17 protein-coding genes are annotated in these 15,308 nt (G+C 63.4%); 12 read left to right on the forward strand and 5 right to left on the reverse strand.

Annotated features, from left to right (window positions below; translation table 11 throughout):
• Positions 1 to 95: 95 nt before the first annotated feature.
• Positions 96 to 1,292, reverse strand: a complete 1,197-nt coding sequence (locus ASC94_RS18395) for an ABC transporter permease (RefSeq protein ID WP_056398353.1) — start codon at positions 1,290 to 1,292, stop codon at positions 96 to 98.
• Positions 1,293 to 1,295: 3 nt separating this feature from the next.
• Positions 1,296 to 2,075 (reverse strand): ATP-binding cassette domain-containing protein, encoded by a 780-nt coding sequence (locus ASC94_RS18400; protein ID WP_056398355.1) that lies wholly within the window; start codon positions 2,073 to 2,075, stop codon positions 1,296 to 1,298.
• Positions 2,076 to 2,173: 98 nt separating this feature from the next.
• Here ASC94_RS18400 and ASC94_RS18405 point away from each other — a divergent pair, with 98 nt between their 5' ends.
• Positions 2,174 to 2,629 (forward strand): hypothetical protein, encoded by a 456-nt coding sequence (locus tag ASC94_RS18405; RefSeq protein ID WP_082616658.1) that lies wholly within the window; start codon positions 2,174 to 2,176, stop codon positions 2,627 to 2,629.
• A gap of 54 nt (positions 2,630 to 2,683) precedes the next feature.
• Positions 2,684 to 3,328: a 2-polyprenyl-3-methyl-6-methoxy-1,4-benzoquinone monooxygenase gene (coq7, locus tag ASC94_RS18410; protein WP_056398359.1), complete on the forward strand. Its 645-nt coding sequence runs from the start codon at positions 2,684 to 2,686 to the stop codon at positions 3,326 to 3,328.
• 62 nt (positions 3,329 to 3,390) lie between these two features.
• Here the strand turns inward: coq7 and ASC94_RS18415 are convergent, their stop codons facing one another.
• A complete protein-coding gene (locus ASC94_RS18415; protein WP_056398361.1) occupies positions 3,391 to 3,813 on the reverse strand; it encodes an OsmC family protein in 423 nt (140 codons plus the stop codon).
• Positions 3,814 to 4,067: 254 nt separating this feature from the next.
• Between ASC94_RS18415 and ASC94_RS18420 the strand changes: the two genes are divergently transcribed.
• The 6 genes from ASC94_RS18420 to erpA all read left to right on the forward strand — a co-directional run bounded on the left by ASC94_RS18420 (position 4,068) and on the right by erpA (position 9,271).
• Positions 4,068 to 6,257 carry an NHL repeat-containing protein gene (locus ASC94_RS18420; RefSeq protein ID WP_056398363.1) on the forward strand — a complete coding sequence of 730 codons (2,190 nt, stop codon included), beginning with the start codon at positions 4,068 to 4,070 and terminating at the stop codon, positions 6,255 to 6,257.
• A 271-nt stretch (positions 6,258 to 6,528) separates the two neighbouring features.
• The gene (gene rplM, locus ASC94_RS18425; protein WP_056398365.1) at positions 6,529 to 6,957 is read left to right on the forward strand and encodes a 50S ribosomal protein L13; all 429 of its coding nucleotides are present in this window, start codon (positions 6,529 to 6,531) and stop codon (positions 6,955 to 6,957) included.
• Between the two features lie 9 nt (positions 6,958 to 6,966).
• Positions 6,967 to 7,359: a 30S ribosomal protein S9 gene (gene rpsI / locus ASC94_RS18430; RefSeq protein WP_056398368.1), complete on the forward strand. Its 393-nt coding sequence runs from the start codon at positions 6,967 to 6,969 to the stop codon at positions 7,357 to 7,359.
• A 123-nt stretch (positions 7,360 to 7,482) separates the two neighbouring features.
• Entirely contained in the window at positions 7,483 to 8,520 is a 1,038-nt protein-coding gene (gene argC / locus ASC94_RS18435; protein ID WP_056398371.1) for an N-acetyl-gamma-glutamyl-phosphate reductase, read from the forward strand.
• Between the two features lie 18 nt (positions 8,521 to 8,538).
• Entirely contained in the window at positions 8,539 to 8,868 is a 330-nt protein-coding gene (locus tag ASC94_RS18440; RefSeq protein WP_056398374.1) for a hypothetical protein, read from the forward strand.
• Between the two features lie 37 nt (positions 8,869 to 8,905).
• Complete coding sequence (erpA, locus tag ASC94_RS18445) at positions 8,906 to 9,271, forward strand: iron-sulfur cluster insertion protein ErpA (protein WP_056398376.1); 366 nt, start codon at positions 8,906 to 8,908, stop codon at positions 9,269 to 9,271.
• Between the two features lie 103 nt (positions 9,272 to 9,374).
• On the opposite strand, the gene ASC94_RS18450 is transcribed toward erpA, so the two are convergent.
• The gene (locus ASC94_RS18450; protein WP_056398379.1) at positions 9,375 to 10,466 is read right to left on the reverse strand and encodes an anhydro-N-acetylmuramic acid kinase; all 1,092 of its coding nucleotides are present in this window, start codon (positions 10,464 to 10,466) and stop codon (positions 9,375 to 9,377) included.
• 136 nt (positions 10,467 to 10,602) lie between these two features.
• Complete coding sequence (locus ASC94_RS18455) at positions 10,603 to 11,988, reverse strand: M23 family metallopeptidase (protein WP_056398381.1); 1,386 nt, start codon at positions 11,986 to 11,988, stop codon at positions 10,603 to 10,605.
• 156 nt (positions 11,989 to 12,144) lie between these two features.
• Here ASC94_RS18455 and tyrS point away from each other — a divergent pair, with 156 nt between their 5' ends.
• Genes tyrS through ASC94_RS18475 form a run of 4 tightly spaced genes read left to right on the forward strand, consistent with a single transcriptional unit; the run spans position 12,145 to position 15,155 of the window.
• Positions 12,145 to 13,380 (forward strand): tyrosine--tRNA ligase, encoded by a 1,236-nt coding sequence (gene tyrS / locus ASC94_RS18460; protein WP_056398385.1) that lies wholly within the window; start codon positions 12,145 to 12,147, stop codon positions 13,378 to 13,380.
• A complete protein-coding gene (gene dtd / locus ASC94_RS18465; protein ID WP_056398388.1) occupies positions 13,377 to 13,829 on the forward strand; it encodes a D-aminoacyl-tRNA deacylase in 453 nt (150 codons plus the stop codon). Before tyrS ends, dtd begins: the two co-directional genes overlap by 4 nt.
• 13 nt (positions 13,830 to 13,842) lie before the next feature.
• Entirely contained in the window at positions 13,843 to 14,502 is a 660-nt protein-coding gene (locus tag ASC94_RS18470) for a YbhB/YbcL family Raf kinase inhibitor-like protein (protein WP_056398389.1), read from the forward strand.
• An 11-nt stretch (positions 14,503 to 14,513) separates the two neighbouring features.
• On the forward strand, positions 14,514 to 15,155 hold the full coding sequence (locus tag ASC94_RS18475; protein WP_056398393.1) for a histidine phosphatase family protein: 642 nt from the start codon (positions 14,514 to 14,516) through the stop codon (positions 15,153 to 15,155).
• The last annotated feature ends 153 nt before the right edge of the window (positions 15,156 to 15,308 follow it).

Raw genomic sequence — 15,308 nt, forward strand, 5'->3', positions numbered from 1 at the left:
ATTGTATTGAAATTGCGGCTGAGCGGTGGCTTCATTGCGACAGTCGGCAAAATCGGGGTTCCAGATTGCCGAATGCAGGCGCTTTGCCATGGAGATTAATTTCGAAACAGCACCTGTTCACGGCTGAACCACCAGCGGCACAGGGCCAGCAGGGCGCCGGCCGTCAAGGTGGTCGAGACCAGGATCACGGCGAACATGCGGTAGTCCATGGTGCCTTTCACCAGTTCCTTCATGGCCAGCGACACATTGGTGAGCGGCACCATGGCCCAGAACCAGTTCAGCTCCACGCCCGGCAGCAGGGCCACCATCACCGGCAGCAGGGACAGCAGCATCAGCGGCGAGATCAGCCCGGCCGCCTCCTTGTAGCTCTTGGCGTAGATCGACAGCGACAGCAGCACCGAGGCGAAGATGGCGGCCGTGGGCGCCAGCATCAGCGCCAGCATGGCCATGTCCAGCACGCCGATCGCGCGCACCATGGCGGCCAGGTCGGGCGAGGCGGTGGCGCCGAAGATGAACAGCAGCACGCTCATGCTGGCCACCATCAGCACCGACGAGGTCAGGCCGACCGTAAACAGCACCAGGAACTTGGCCAGCACGATGGCGCTGCGCGGCACCGGTGCCAGCAGCAGCGTTTCCAGTGTGCCGCGCTCCTTTTCGCCGGCGCCCAGGTCGATGGCGGGATACATGGCGGCCATCAGGCAGCCCATCAGCAGCAGATAGGGCAGGATGCCGCCCAGCATGGCGCCCATTTTCTCGCGCTTGCCGGCGGTGGAGCGCTCTTCCAGCGTGACCGGGCTGAGCGCGAAGCGCAGCTGGTTCTTGCTCAGGTTGAGCGCCGACAGTTCCTGTTCGCGCAGCTCGGCGTTCAGCGCATCGAGCTCGGCCGAGACGCGCTTGCGGATGACGTCCACCATCACCGCGCTGTTGTAATGCAGCACCACGCCGGCTTGCTGCTTGCGGTCCAGCTGCTGCTGGAACTGGGGCGGGATCACCAGCGCGAACTTGATCACGTCCTTGTCGATGGCGTTGCGGATCTCGTCCGGCGAGCTTAGCGCCACTTCGCGGAAGCCGCGCTCGGCGGTGAAGCGCTGGCTCAGGCCGGGCGCGTGCTGCTTGCCGAACACCGCGTACGTCAGCTCGGCGGTGCGCGCCTTGTTGAACATATTGGTGGACAGGTAGCTGAAGCCGCCCAGTATCAGCGGCATGGCCAGCACCGGGATCAGCACGGTGAAGATGAAGGTCTTGCGGTCGCGCGCCAGCTCCAGGATTTCCTTCAGATAAATGGTCCACATGGCTCAGCCCTCGCGGTTGATGACGTCGATGAAGGCGTCGTACAGGTCGGCGCTGCCGCCCAGGTGGCGCAGCTGGTCGACCGTGCCGTTGAAGGCGGTCTTGCCGTGGTTGATGATGCAGACCCGGTCGCACAGCTTTTCCACTTCGTGCAGGTGGTGGGTGGAAAACACCAGCGGGATGCGCAGCGCCTTGTAGCTGGCAATGAAGTCCAGCAGGATCTTGGACGACATCACGTCCAGCCCGGTGGTCGGCTCGTCCAGGATCACGATCTGCGGGTTGTGCACCACCGTGCGGGCGATGGCGCACTTCTGCTTCATGCCGGTGGACAGCTGGTCTGCGCGCTTGCCGCCGTAGTCCTGCATCTGCAGCAGCTCGAACAGCTCGTCGCAGCGGCGCTTCAGGTGGGCCGCGTCCATGCCGTGCAGGCGGCCGAAGTACTCGACGTTTTCGCGCGCCGTCAGGCGCCCGTACAGGCCGGTGGAGCCGGACAGGAAGCCGATCTGCTGGCGCGCCAGCAGCGGGTTCTGCAGCAGGTCCACCCCGTTCACCAGGGCCTTGCCCGCGTCCGCCGTCAGCGCGGTCGACAGCAGGCGCAGGGTGGTGGTCTTGCCGGCGCCGTTGGGCCCGAGCAGGCCCAGCACTTCGCCGGGGGCGCAACTGAAGCTCACGTCGCGCACCGCGTGGAACCAGCCGTCGTGGCCGCGCGGATCACGCGTTGCCGGCGCCTGCCCCTTGTTTCCATGCAGAGGAAAGCGCTTGGCCAAGCCCTGAACTTCGAGCATTTTGTTATCCTGTTGTAAAGATGGTGAGCAAGGGTAGCATGCCAAAATTCTGGCGTGCAAGGTACAAAAGCGTTTTGTCTTGCTATAGTCAAACCACCATGAAAAACAGCCAGCTGATCGATAGCGCAACCAAAGAAAAAATCCTCGCCGTTACGCGCAGCGGCACCACCGTGTCCGAGGCCACCGGCTTTTTCCGCGTGGCGCTCGGCCTGCATTATCTGTCCGGCCTGATGACCAAGGAAACCCTGGATTTCAAGAAGCTGGACAAGGAATACAACCGCTTCATCTACCACGCCATCGGCAAGGGCCACAGCATCACCAGCATCCTGCAGTACATGAGCGGCGAGAAAGTGATCAAGGTCGTCGATTCGCCGCGTTTCCTGCGCGCCTTTGGCGAGCACTGCGACGGGGTGCCGGTGGACAGCATTCCCTTCCTGCTGGGGCTGAACCTGGGCGTGGCCAAGGACCTGTCGGGTATTGACGTGCGCGGGCCGGTGGCCGACTGGATCGAACGCCAGCGCATCCTGCGCGAAGAGCGGGAAGGCGCGGCCTGAGGCCAGGCATGAGGCTTATAATGATGTCTTCTGAACCAGCAAGAGCAGAACATCATGGCAGCAAACCATTTCCACACTCCCCTGGACCGTTTCATTGCCGGCGCCGACAAGGCGCTGCGCGTCATGGCCGGCGTGGCATCGGCCTCGCGCCCCAACCCGGCCGCGCACGCGGCGGACGCCGCGCTGACGGAAGCCGAGCAGCGCCATGCCGCCGGCCTGATGCGGGTAAACCACGTGGGCGAAGTGATGGCGCAAGCGCTCTACAACTCGCAAGCCCGCTTTGCGCGCAGCGACGACATCCGCCGCCAGTTCGAGCACGCATCGCGTGAAGAAGAAGACCACCTGGCGTGGACTGCGCAGCGGCTGGGCGAGCTGGGCTCGCGGATCAGCGTGCTCAACCCCTTGTTTTACGCCGGTGCCTACGCGCTGGGCACCGTGGCTGCCGTGATGGGCGACGCGCGCAGCCTCGGCTTTGTGGTGGAAACGGAACGCCAGGTGGAAAAGCACCTGAGCAGCCACCTGGACAAGCTGCCGCCGCAGGACGCCAAGTCGCGCGCGATTGTCGAGCAGATGCGGGTGGATGAAGTGGCGCACGGCGCGGCGGCGCAGCAGATGGGGGCGGAAACCGCGCCGCTGCCGGCGCGGCTGGCCATGACCGCCATGGGCAAGCTCATGACCGGCACCGCGTATTACATTTGAACGCGGACAAGGGATCGAAGTACCGTAGGGCGGGTTAGTGCGCAGCACGTAACCCGCCAATCTCAGCCTTCCACAATCTCGTAAGAATGCGTGATTTCGGCCGTCTTCGCCAGCATGATGGACGCCGAGCAGTACTTGTCGTGCGACAGCGACACCGCGCGCTCCACCGTGGTCTGCTTCAGATTCTTGCCGGTGACGGTAAAGTGGAAATGAATCTTGGTAAATACCTTGGGATCGGTGTCCGCCCGCTCGGCCTTCAAGGTCACCTCGCAGCCGCGCACGTCTTCCCGGCCGCGCTTGAGGATCAGCACCACGTCATACGCGGTGCAGCCGCCCGTGCCCAGCAACACCATCTCCATCGGGCGCGGCGCCAGGTTGTGGCCGCCGCCATCCGGCGCGCCGTCCATGGTCACCAGGTGGCCGGAGCCGGTCTGGGCCAAAAAGCTCATCCCTGACGGGCCGTTCCAGCTGACTTTGCATTCCATTTCATCTCTCCGTAAAAAATCTTCGCCACTATTGTAATGGAGCAAAGCCTGCCGCGCTGCGCGCCGGCCGCCGCGTGCTGGTGCGGCGCAGCATGTTTGCATGCTGCAGTGCGCGCTACGAGTGGATTGCCGTGGGTAGCCGCATGCAACGCACTGCAACATAAACATTGCTCCCTGCCACGCAATCTCGCATACTTGAGGGCTGGGTTTCCCCTTTTGCTTCGTGTCCATCCCTTTCAAACAGGTAGGTACAAATGAGCCACATCGCTGCCCCCGAGACCAATTTCAAGCACCTGTGCCATTACGGCGAGCTGGCGTTGCCCGGCACGACCCAGAGCGGCCAGCTGCCCGACAACTTCACCTTAAACTCGCCGGTCGGCGTTGCGCGCGACAACTACAACCACGTATGGGTGTGCGATACCGGCAACAGCCGCGTGCTGGTGTTCACCGCGGACTTTGAAACGCTGCTGCACGTGATAGACGGCGTGCCCGGCAGCACCGGCCTGGACCAGCGCCTGCTGATGCCTTTCCACCTGTGCCCGCACCCCACCGACGACATCATGTACTGCACCGACATGGGCAACGGCCGCGTGGTGGCGTTCGAGTACGACGAGCACAGCGCCGGCTTCCAGTTCGCCTTCGGCAACGTGGCCAGCAAGAGCTTCATGCCGCTGTCCGACCCGAACGGCATCACCATCGTCAAGGAAGCCGACGGCGAGCACTACCTCTACGTGGCCGACGAGTTCTTCCATACCGAAGGCGACGTGCGCAGCCGCTGCGTGAAATTCACGCTGGAAGGCGAGTTCGTGCTGCAGTTCCGCTCGGTGAAAGACCTGGACAGCACCCACGACCTGCTGTGGCCGCAAGGCTTGGCCAGCGACTCGAAAGGCAACCTCTACCTGGCCAATACCGGCTACTACGAGATCCTCAAGATCAACACCGCCTGGCCCGTCAAGAACGACACCGTGCAGGCCACCAGGGAAACCGCCTTGCTGCACGGCTTCGGCCAGCCCACCGGCATCGGCAAGTTCAACGTGATGCGTTCAGTGTGCGTGATCGACGACTACGTTTTCGTGCCGGGCCAGGTGGAAAACGCCATCATGATCTACAACCCGGAAGGCAAGCTGCAGGAAAAGGTGATGGGCATGCTGCCCATGTGGAACCACGAACCCGAACCCGTGCATTCCTACACCGACCTGATCTACGGCGCGCTGGAAGACAGGGTCTTCGTCGGCCCCTACCAGATCTGCGCCGGCAAGGAAAAGAACACCTATTACATCAGCGAACCCTTTGCCTCGACGGTGCTGCACGTGAGCATCAACATCATCGACGACAGCCTGCCCACCGTGGCGGTGCTGCTTGATTCGGTCGGCCACCGCCGCGACAACGCCTCGCACGCGCTCTCCACCTCGCAGTTCAACTGCATGACCTCGGTGATCCGGGTCGACCCCAACCGCAAGGGCTCGGGCGTGCTGCCGGTCAAGAACTGGTGGGACGGCTGGGCCAAGACCACGGCCGGCGCCTACCAGTACTGGTACGACCACGTGCTCAAGCCCGCCGGGCTGGACCCGCTGGCCCACGTCGGCACCGCCTCGTACAACATCGATTCCGGCAACTGGTGCCTGAAGACCTTCAACACCGCCGTCAATCCCTACGCCCAGCTGCAGGACATGGTGCGCGGCTTCTTCACGCCGGGCGACATCGCCATGACGGCCTACTATCCGTCCCAGCCGCTGCTGGGCCAGGTCTGCCCCGGGACGCCGCTGATCTTCATCACCAACTTCAATATGTGCACGGTGTCCATGTACCAGTACGGTCCCAACGGGCATTTGCTGAACTACGGCATGCCCTTCGGCCGCGAAGGCGTGGGCGGCGACGGTACCTTGAAGGCGCCCCAGGGCATCACCGTCAACAGCCATGGCGAAATCTACATCGCCGACTCGCTCAACAACCGTATCTCCATGTGGCAGCTGCAAGCGACCGGCATCGTTACCTTCGTCAAGAACTTCGTGTGGGAAGAGGGCGGCAAGCCGCTGGCCTCCTTCACCCCGTGCGACATGGACGTGGACTCGCAGGACCGCCTGTTCGTGTGCGACCAGTTCAACAACTGCATCCGCGTGTTCGACCGCCGGGGCAAGAGCCTGTGGAGCTACGGCCAGGCCGGCTACTGCGACGACCTGGAAAAGGACTATGAAAACTTCTACCTGCCGGCCAGCCTGTGCATCGACGAGGACGACAACCTCATCGTCAACGACCTGGTGAACCGGGCGCTGAAGGTGTTCAAGATCACCGGCAACACGCTGGCCTACAAGACCGGCGACCTGGTGTTCAAGAAATACCCGGAAGCGGGCGGCGTGTGGATGCCCTTCTTCATCTACGCGCACAAGGGCAACGTGTACGTGCCCGACACCACTTTCAACGTGGTCAATGTGTACAGCTATTGATCCGGCGGGTTACGCGCGTGCCGCGCTAACCCGCCCTACGGCAGCGTGGCAGGCGCGGTTGGCACGGTGGGTGCGGTGGGTGCGGTGGGCGTAGGGCGGGTTAGGCGGCACGCCGTAACCCGCCAAACGGCTTGACCGCAGCACGCAAGCCGGGCTATAATTGCCGGCTTTCCCATTCGCTCAGGGAAAGTAAACAACAAGGATGCGTCCGCTGCAACACCGGGGCGGAACCACCAGATGAGCGTTTTTATCTTTCACAGAAAGTCATAACATGAAAACTTTTTCCGCTAAGGGCCATGAAGTCCAGCGCGATTGGTTCGTGATTGACGCGACGGACAAAGTCCTCGGCCGTGTTGCCAGCGAAGTGGCACGCCGACTGCGCGGCAAGCATAAGCCAGAGTTCACCCCGCACGTCGACACCGGTGACTTCATCGTCATCATCAACGCAGGCAAACTGCGCGTGACCGGCACCAAAGCAACCGAGAAGACCTACTACCGTCACTCGGGCTACCCAGGTGGCATCTACGAGACGAACTTCCTGAAAATGCAACAGCGTTTCCCAGGCCGCGCTCTGGAAAAAGCCGTCAAAGGCATGCTGCCAAAAGGCCCACTGGGCTACGCAATGATCAAGAAGCTGAAAGTGTACGCCGAGGGTTCGCACCCGCACGCTGCTCAGCAACCTAAAGCACTCGAAATCTAAGGAACTGACATGATCGGTAACTACAACTACGGCACCGGCCGTCGCAAGAGTGCAGTGGCTCGCGTGTTCATCAAGGCAGGCACTGGCCAAATCATCGTTAACGGCAAGCCAGCGGCTGAGTACTTCTCCCGCGAAACCGGCCTGATGGTGATCCGTCAACCACTGGAACTGACCGGCAACGTTGAGCGTTTTGACATCAAAGTCAACGTCCACGGCGGCGGCGAGTCCGGCCAGGCGGGTGCTGTGCGCCACGGCATCACCCGCGCACTGATCGACTACGATGCAGCTCTGAAGGGCGACCTGGCACGTGCCGGCTTCGTCACTCGCGATGCGCGCGAAGTTGAACGTAAAAAAGTTGGTCTGCGCAAAGCACGTCGCGCAAAGCAATTCTCGAAGCGTTAATTTGCTTCGTACAGCGTGCGCTGCGGCGCATGCTGGCCAGAAAGCCGCCCGGTACGCCGGGCGGCTTTTTTTCAGCCCTGCTAAAATGGGCGTCCCCTCTTCATTTACTCCCAAGGAAAGAACATGATCAAAGTTGGCATCGTCGGCGGCACCGGATACACCGGAGTGGAACTGCTGCGATTGTTGGCCGTCCACCCTCAAGTGCAGCTGACGGCAATCACGTCGCGCAAGGAGGATGGTGTGCCGGTGGCTGACATGTATCCTTCCCTGCGCGGCCGCGTGAACCTGGCGTTTTCCGCACCGGACAAGGTCGACCTGGCCCAGTGCGACGTGGTGTTCTTCGCTACCCCGCACGGCGTGGCGATGGAGCAGGCGCCGGCGCTGCTGAAAGCGGGCGTGAAAGTGATCGACCTGGCGGCGGACTTCCGCATCAAGGACCAGGCCGTATTTGAAAAGACCTACAAGATTCCCCACACCGCGCCGCAGCTGATCGAGGAGGCGGTGTACGGCCTGCCGGAGCTGAACCGCGAAGACATCAAGGGCGCCAGGCTGATCGCCAACCCTGGCTGCTACCCGACCACCATGCAGCTGGGCTTCGTGCCGCTGCTGAAGGCCGGCATCATCGACGCCGGCAACCTGATCGCCGACTGCAAGTCCGGCGTGTCCGGCGCCGGTCGCAAGGCCGAGATCGGCATCCTGTTCTCCGAGTCCAGCGACAACTTCAAGGCCTACGGCGTGTCCGGCCACCGCCACACCCCGGAAACGGTAGCCCAGCTGCAACGTTTCAGCAACGACAAGGTCAACCTGATCTTCTCGCCGCATCTGGTGCCGATGATACGCGGCATGCATTCCACGCTGTACGCGCGCCTGACCAAGGACGTGAGCAACGAGGAACTGCAGGGCCTGTTCGAAGACGCCTACAAGGATCAGCCCTTCGTGGACGTGATGCCGTTCGGCTCGCACCCGGAAACCCGCAGCACGCGCGGCGCCAACATGCTGCGCCTGGCGCTGCACCGTCCGGACAACGGCAACACCGTCATCGTGCTGGTGGTGCAGGACAACCTCGTCAAAGGCGCGTCCGGCCAGGCCGTGCAGTGCATGAACCTGATGTTCGGCCTGGAAGAAGGCATGGGCCTGGACAACATCGCGCTGCTGCCGTAATCCGGGCTTGAAAAACGCGTGAAAAGCGGCAAATGGAAGGGACGCGGCGCATCGGCGCCGGAAACCGTACTGGTGGAGCAAAAAGCGCCGCTGCTCAAGCGCCTGGGCGCGATTGCCGTGGTGCTGGCGCTGGCCGGCGTGCTGGTGGTGTGGGGCGTGGACCTGGGCGGGCGCATCTTCGGCGCCAGCCGGGGCGCACCCACGGCGCAACAGCAGCTGGAACTGGTGCAGGCCGAACTGGTCCGCGTCACCGCCGAGCGGGACGCGCTGCTGGAGGCGGCGAAGAAGGCCGGGCAACAACAGTCTGAACCGCCAAAATCGCCACCCGACAGCGCGAGTCCCCACTAAGGTCTATAATGGCCGTATGAATTTTTAGGAGTAGCACATGAATGCAGTAGCCGAAGTGCAAGACGAAGTCATCCCGGCCCCTATCGTGTTCACCGACAGCGCCGCGCAGAAAGTTGCGCAGCTGATCGAAGAAGAGGGTAATCCAGACCTGAAACTGCGCGTGTTCGTGCAGGGTGGCGGCTGCTCGGGCTTCCAGTACGGTTTCACCTTCGATGAAATCGTCAACGAAGACGACACCACCATGGACAAGAACGGCGTGCAGCTGCTGATCGACTCCATGAGCTACCAGTACCTGATCGGTGCCGAAATCGACTACAAGGACGACCTGGAAGGCGCGCAGTTCGTCATCAAGAACCCGAACGCCCAGTCCACCTGCGGCTGCGGTTCCTCGTTCTCGGCTTAAGCCAGCGATGGCGGGTTACGGCTACGCCTGACCCGCCCTACGTTCCTACGTGCCCGCTTGCGGCGCATTGTAGGGCGGGTTAGCGCAGCGTAACCCGCCAGCCTCAGCGCGGATACAGCGCCCCCAGCACGCGCTCCCCGCGCGCACCCGTCACCGCCGGCAGATTGCCTGCCAGCCGCTCATTGAAGCGGAACGCCAGCCACGCAAACGCCAGCGCCTCCATCCGGTTCGGCTCCACACCCAGCGCAGCGGTCGACTCCACCGGCACGCCCAGCGCCGCCGCCAGGCTGCGCATCAGCAGCCCGTTATACGCCCCGCCGCCGCAGATATACACCGCCTCGGTCTTCGGCGCGTGCTCCCTGATTGCATCCGCCAGCGACGCCACCGTCAGCTGCGTCAGTGTCGCCTGCACATCCTGCGGCGAGGCCGACGCGTACGGCGCCAGCTGCGCATCCAGCCAGTCTGCGTGGAACAGGTCGCGGCCCGTGCTTTTCGGCGCCGGCAACGCAAAATACGGCGCGCGCAGCATGGCGTCCAGCAGCGGCTGGATCACCTGGCCGGACGCCGCCCAGGCGCCGTCCTCGTCGTATGCCTTGCCCTGGTGGCGGGCGATCCACGCATCCATCAGCACATTGCCGGGGCCGGTATCGAAGCCGGTCGCCTTGCCGTCGCCGCGCAGCACGCTGATATTGGCGATGCCGCCGATATTGGCCACCACCCGCGTCTTGCCCGGTTGGCTGAACATCGCCTGGTGAAAAGCCGGCACCAGCGGCGCGCCCTGGCCGCCGGCCGCCACGTCGCGGCTGCGGAAGTCCGCCACCACATCGATGCCGCACAGCTCCGCCAGCAGTGCCGGGTTGCCGGTCTGGCGCGTAAAGCCCAGCTCAGGCCGGTGCCGTATGGTCTGCCCGTGCGAACCGACGGCGCGCACATCGGCCGGCTTCATATCGGTCTGCGCCAGCACGTCCGCCACGCACTGTGCGTAAAACTCGGCCAGCCTGTTGGCCGCCAGCGCCTCGCGTTCCAGCTCGTTCGGGCTGGCCGCCTGCAGCGCCATCAGCTCCTCGCGCAGCGCCGGCGGGAAGGGCACATACGCCGCCGCCAGGGTGCGCGCCGCGCCGGCCCAAAAATCCACCAGCACCCCATCCACCCCATCCAGGCTGGTCCCCGACATCAAGCCGATATACAAGCTCATACGCTCCTCCCACATAGATTCCCCTATTGTGCCTCACCACAGCGAAAATGGGGTCAGGGTTAATTTTCCAGGCAATATTTCCGGGAAAATTAACCCTGACCCCATTTTCGGGTTGGGCTGGGCCGCGCGCGGCGGCTTATTTGGCGGCCAGGCTGGAGGCGTTGGCGTTGGTGGGGCGCAGCAGGGCGAAGCGGTGCATCATGTCGCCGGAGACCATCTTGAAGCGCGACAGCTCGGCTGCGGTCAGTGGCGCTTGCGCTTGCACGTTCAGCTTGCTCGGGTCCTTGGCTTCGCCGCCGACGCGGAATTCGTAGTGCAGGTGGGCGCCGGTGGACCAGCCGGTGCTGCCGACGTAGCCGATCACGTCGCCCTGGCTGACCTTGCTGCCCTTTTTGATGCCGGGAGCGAAACGGCTCATGTGCGCGTAGGCGGTGGTGTAGTTGGACCAGTGCTTCAGCACCACCAGGTTGCCGTAGCCGCCCTGGGTGCCGGCGAAGTCCACCACGCCGTCGCCGGAGGCGCGGATCGGGGTGCCGGTGGCGGCCGCGAAGTCGATGCCCTTGTGGGCTTTCCAGTTGCCCGAAATCGGGTGCACCCGCATCGAGAAGCCGGACGAGATGCGCGAGAACTCCAGCGGCGATTTCAGGAAGGCCTTTTTCAGCGATTTGCCGTCGAAGCTGTAGTAGCCGCCGCCCTGGCTGCTGTTCGGGTCTTCAAACCACACCGACTGGTAGGTCACGCCGCGGTTGGTGAACTCGCCGGCCAGGATGCGGCCTGCGCGGATGAACTCGCCATCCTGCCAGAAGGTTTCGTAGACCACGTTGAAATGGTCTCCGCGCTTCAGGTCGGAGCGGAAGTCGATATTGGTGGAGAACATTTCCACGATCTGGCGCACCACGGAGTCGGGCAGCTTGGCGCCGTCGTTGCTGGCGTCGGTGGCCGCGTACAGCGAGGAGGAGTTGATGGTGCGCGCGTGCATTTCCACGCGGCGCTCGAGCTTGGCCGCCTCTTCGCTGGCGGTGAAGCCTTCGCCCTTGCGGCTGACCAGGATGTTCTTGACCGGGGTGTCCTGGCTGTCAACCACGGTGGCGCGCAGCCACACGAGGTTGCCGTTCTCGTCCGTCTGCGCCTGGACGCGCTTGCCGGTTTTCAGCTGCATGACACCTTTGGCGACCTTGTCCTTCTTGATGAAGGTTTCGGCTGCGTCATCCTCCACGCCGAGACGGGTCATCAGCGTGGCGAGCGTGTCGCCGGCGCGGATGCGTTCTTCGTGGACGTATTTTTCGGTGGATTCTTGCTGTTCGAGGGCGCCGATTTGCGCGGAGATGTTCGGAAGTTCGAGGGCGGTGGAGACAGACTTGACCGGTAGATCCGCCGCGTCGGGCGCGAGCGGCGCGACGCCGGCCGCACCAAAGGCGCACACAGCAAGGAAAATTGCCGATGCACTCATGATGCGCGCCTTGCGCGTCGAACCTAGCAAGTTGACCAAGCCTTGGCTTGTGAATTTGTTTATAGGGTTCATGCAATCAGTTAAAATTTACCGCTTGAACTGTTCCGAACTTTGATGTTTTTGTAATTGTCGTCTTATCGAGTTTTCATGCGGCAAGATTGATGGGATCGCGAATTATATCAAACTATCGGACTCATCCTACATTTTCACGAGAATTGTGCCTCCCTTATGGTAACTGCAACCCCCACCGCTCTGCCGCTGTCCGACCGCGTGCAGGAAGCGCTCGCCATCACCAAACGCGGTGTCGATGAGCTGCTGATCGAATCCGAATTCGCGCAAAAGCTGGCGCGTTCCGAACAGAGCGGCGTGCCGCTGCGCATCAAGCTGGGCCTGGACCCGACCGCGCCGGATTTGCACCTGGGCCATACCGTGGTGCTCAACAAGATGCGCCAGCTGCAAAACCTGGGTCACCAGGTGATTTTCCTGATCGGCGATTTCACCTCCATGATCGGTGACCCGTCCGGGCGCAACGCCACCCGTCCGCCGCTCACGCGCGAGCAGATCGAAGCGAACGCCGCCACCTACTTCAAGCAAGCCTCGCTGGTGCTGGACCCGGCCAAGACCGAAATCCGCTACAACTCCGAGTGGTGCGACCCGCTCGGCGCGCGCGGCATGATCCAGCTGGCCTCGCGCTACACCGTGGCGCGCATGATGGAGCGCGACGATTTCACCAAGCGCTTCAAGAACGGCACGCCGATTTCCGTGCATGAGTTCCTGTACCCGCTGATGCAGGGCTACGACTCGGTGGCCCTGAAGGCCGACCTGGAACTTGGCGGCACCGACCAGAAATTCAACCTGCTGGTGGGCCGCGAACTGCAAAAAGACTGGGACCAGGAGCCTCAGTGCATTTTGACCATGCCGCTGCTGGAAGGTTTGGACGGCGTTGAAAAAATGTCGAAATCGAAGAACAATTACATCGGCATTACCGAGCCGGGCAACACCATGTTCGCCAAGATCATGAGTATTTCCGACGTGATGATGTGGCGCTACTATGAACTCCTGTCCTGGAAATCGATCGAAGACGTTGCGGCACTGAAGCGCGCCGTGGAGCAGGGCGGCAACCCGCGCGACGCCAAGGTGGCGCTGGCGCAGGAAATCGTCGAGCGCTTCCATTCGCGCCAGGCGGCCGAGGATGCGCTGGCCGACTTCGTGAATCGCTCCAAGGGCGGCATCCCGGACGACGTGCCGGAAATTACGCTGGCCGGCGCCCCGGCCGGCATCGCCCAGCTGCTCAAGCAATCCAACCTGTGCGCCTCGGTGTCGGAAGCGACGCGCATGGTGGACCAGGGCGGCGTGCGCGTGGACGGCACCGTCATCAGCGATAAGGCGCTGAAGCTGGAAGCCGGCACCTTCGTGCTGCAGGTGGGCAAGCGCAAGTTCGCGCGCGTGACCCTGACCGCATGATAGGGCTGCTGCAACGCGTCAGCAGCGCTGCCGTGGTGGTCGACGGCGAGCGGATCGGCGCCATCGATGCCGGCCTGGTGGTGCTGGTGTGCGCCGAGCGCGGCGACAGCGAGAAGGAAGCGGACGCCCTGCTGCACAAGCTGCTGGGCTACCGCGTGTTTGCCGACGAGGCGGGCAAGATGAACCGCAGCGTGACGGACGTGGCCGGCGGCCTGCTGCTGGTGCCGCAGTTCACGCTGGCGGCCGACACCAAGTCCGGCACCCGCCCCTCGTTCACGCCGGCGGCGGCGCCGGCGGACGGCGCGCGGCTGTTCGACTATTTCGTGCGCCAGGCGCGCCTCAAGCACCCGCAGGTGGCCACCGGGCGCTTTGGCGCCGACATGAAGGTGTCGCTGACCAACGACGGCCCTGTCACGTTCTGGCTGCAGGTGGAGCCCAAACAATCATGAAACGGAGGCGGCGGTGAAACTGTGGAGCGATTCATTCAAGAAAGGCGGCAGGATCCCGGCCGAGTTCGCGTTTGCCGAAGCCGATCCGCTCAGCCCGCAAAGCCGCATCCGCCTGGCCGCCAACCGCAACCCGCACCTGGCCTGGAGCGAGGTGCCGAACGGCACCGAGTCGCTGGTGCTGCTGTGCATAGACGGCGATGCGCCGGCCCAGGCGGCCAAGGTCAACCAGGAAGGCCAGACGCTGGACGCTTCCGACGAGCGCGCCGACTTCTACCACTGGGCGCTGGTGGACATCCCGCCCGCGCTGGCGTCCATTGCCGCCGGCCAGCTGGCCGACGGTGTCGTGCCGAAGGGGAAACCGGGCCCGGAGTCGGCCCTGCGCATGCCGGACGGCGCGCTGCACCGCGTGCGCCAGGGCGTGAACGACTATACCGGCTGGTTCGCGGGCGACCCGGGCATGGCGGGCGATTATTTCGGTTATGATGGCCCCTGCCCACCGTGGAACGACTTGCTGGCGCACCACTACGTGTTCCGCCTGTACGCGCTGGACGTGGCGCGCCTGCCGGTCGACGGCCGTTTCACCTGCCTGCAGGCGTGCGAAGCCATGCGCGGCCACATATTGGACGAAGCACAAATCATCGGCGCCTACAGCCTGAATCCCCAGGCGCGCTAGACCAGGGTTACATGACTACCAGCATCCTACTGATACGCCACGGCGAAACGGCGTGGAACGCCGTGCGCCGCCTGCAAGGCCACATTGACATCCCCTTGAACGAAGAAGGGCAGCGCCAGGCCGAGGCCCTGGCGCGCGCGCTGGCCGCCGAGCCGCTGCACGCCATCATCTCCAGCGACCTGCAGCGCGCGCTGCAAACCGCGCAGGCAGTGGCCGGGCCGCAGCGCAAGGTGCAGCAGGACGCGCAGCTGCGCGAGCGCTGCTACGGCGTGTTCGAAGGCATGCTGTACGCCGACATCGAACGCAGCTACCCGGCCGAATTCGCCGCCTGGCAGGCGCGCGACATCGACGCCGTGATGCCGGCCGGCGAGCGCGTGGCCGAGAGCTTTCGCCAGTTCTTCCAGCGCAGCACGGGCGCCATTGCCGCCTGGGGCGCGCGCCATCCGGGCCAGGCCATCGCCATCGTGGCCCACGGCGGCGTGCTTGAATGTGCCTACCGCGCCGCCACCGGCATGACCCTGGACAGCCCGCGCGACTTTCAGGTGAAGAACGCCAGCATCAACCGTTTTACTTTTGCCAATGGCAAACTTACGCTGCAAAGCTGGGGCGAAACCGCCCACCTCGAACAGCTCGTCCTGGACGATATTATCTAAGTGGCAAGCTCAGGCTCCCTGGCACGTCCGTGCACATAAATTCCCACCGGAAACTGAGTTTCATAACTGCCAAGCTGCACAAGCGTGGGAATCAGAATAAATAGTGCTTATTATTTGTGCACACCTTCGGTTAGAATACACGGTTTCCCCGCT

It is taken from the genome of Massilia sp. Root418 (assembly GCF_001425265.1).
Taxonomy (GTDB): domain Bacteria; phylum Pseudomonadota; class Gammaproteobacteria; order Burkholderiales; family Burkholderiaceae_D; genus Rugamonas.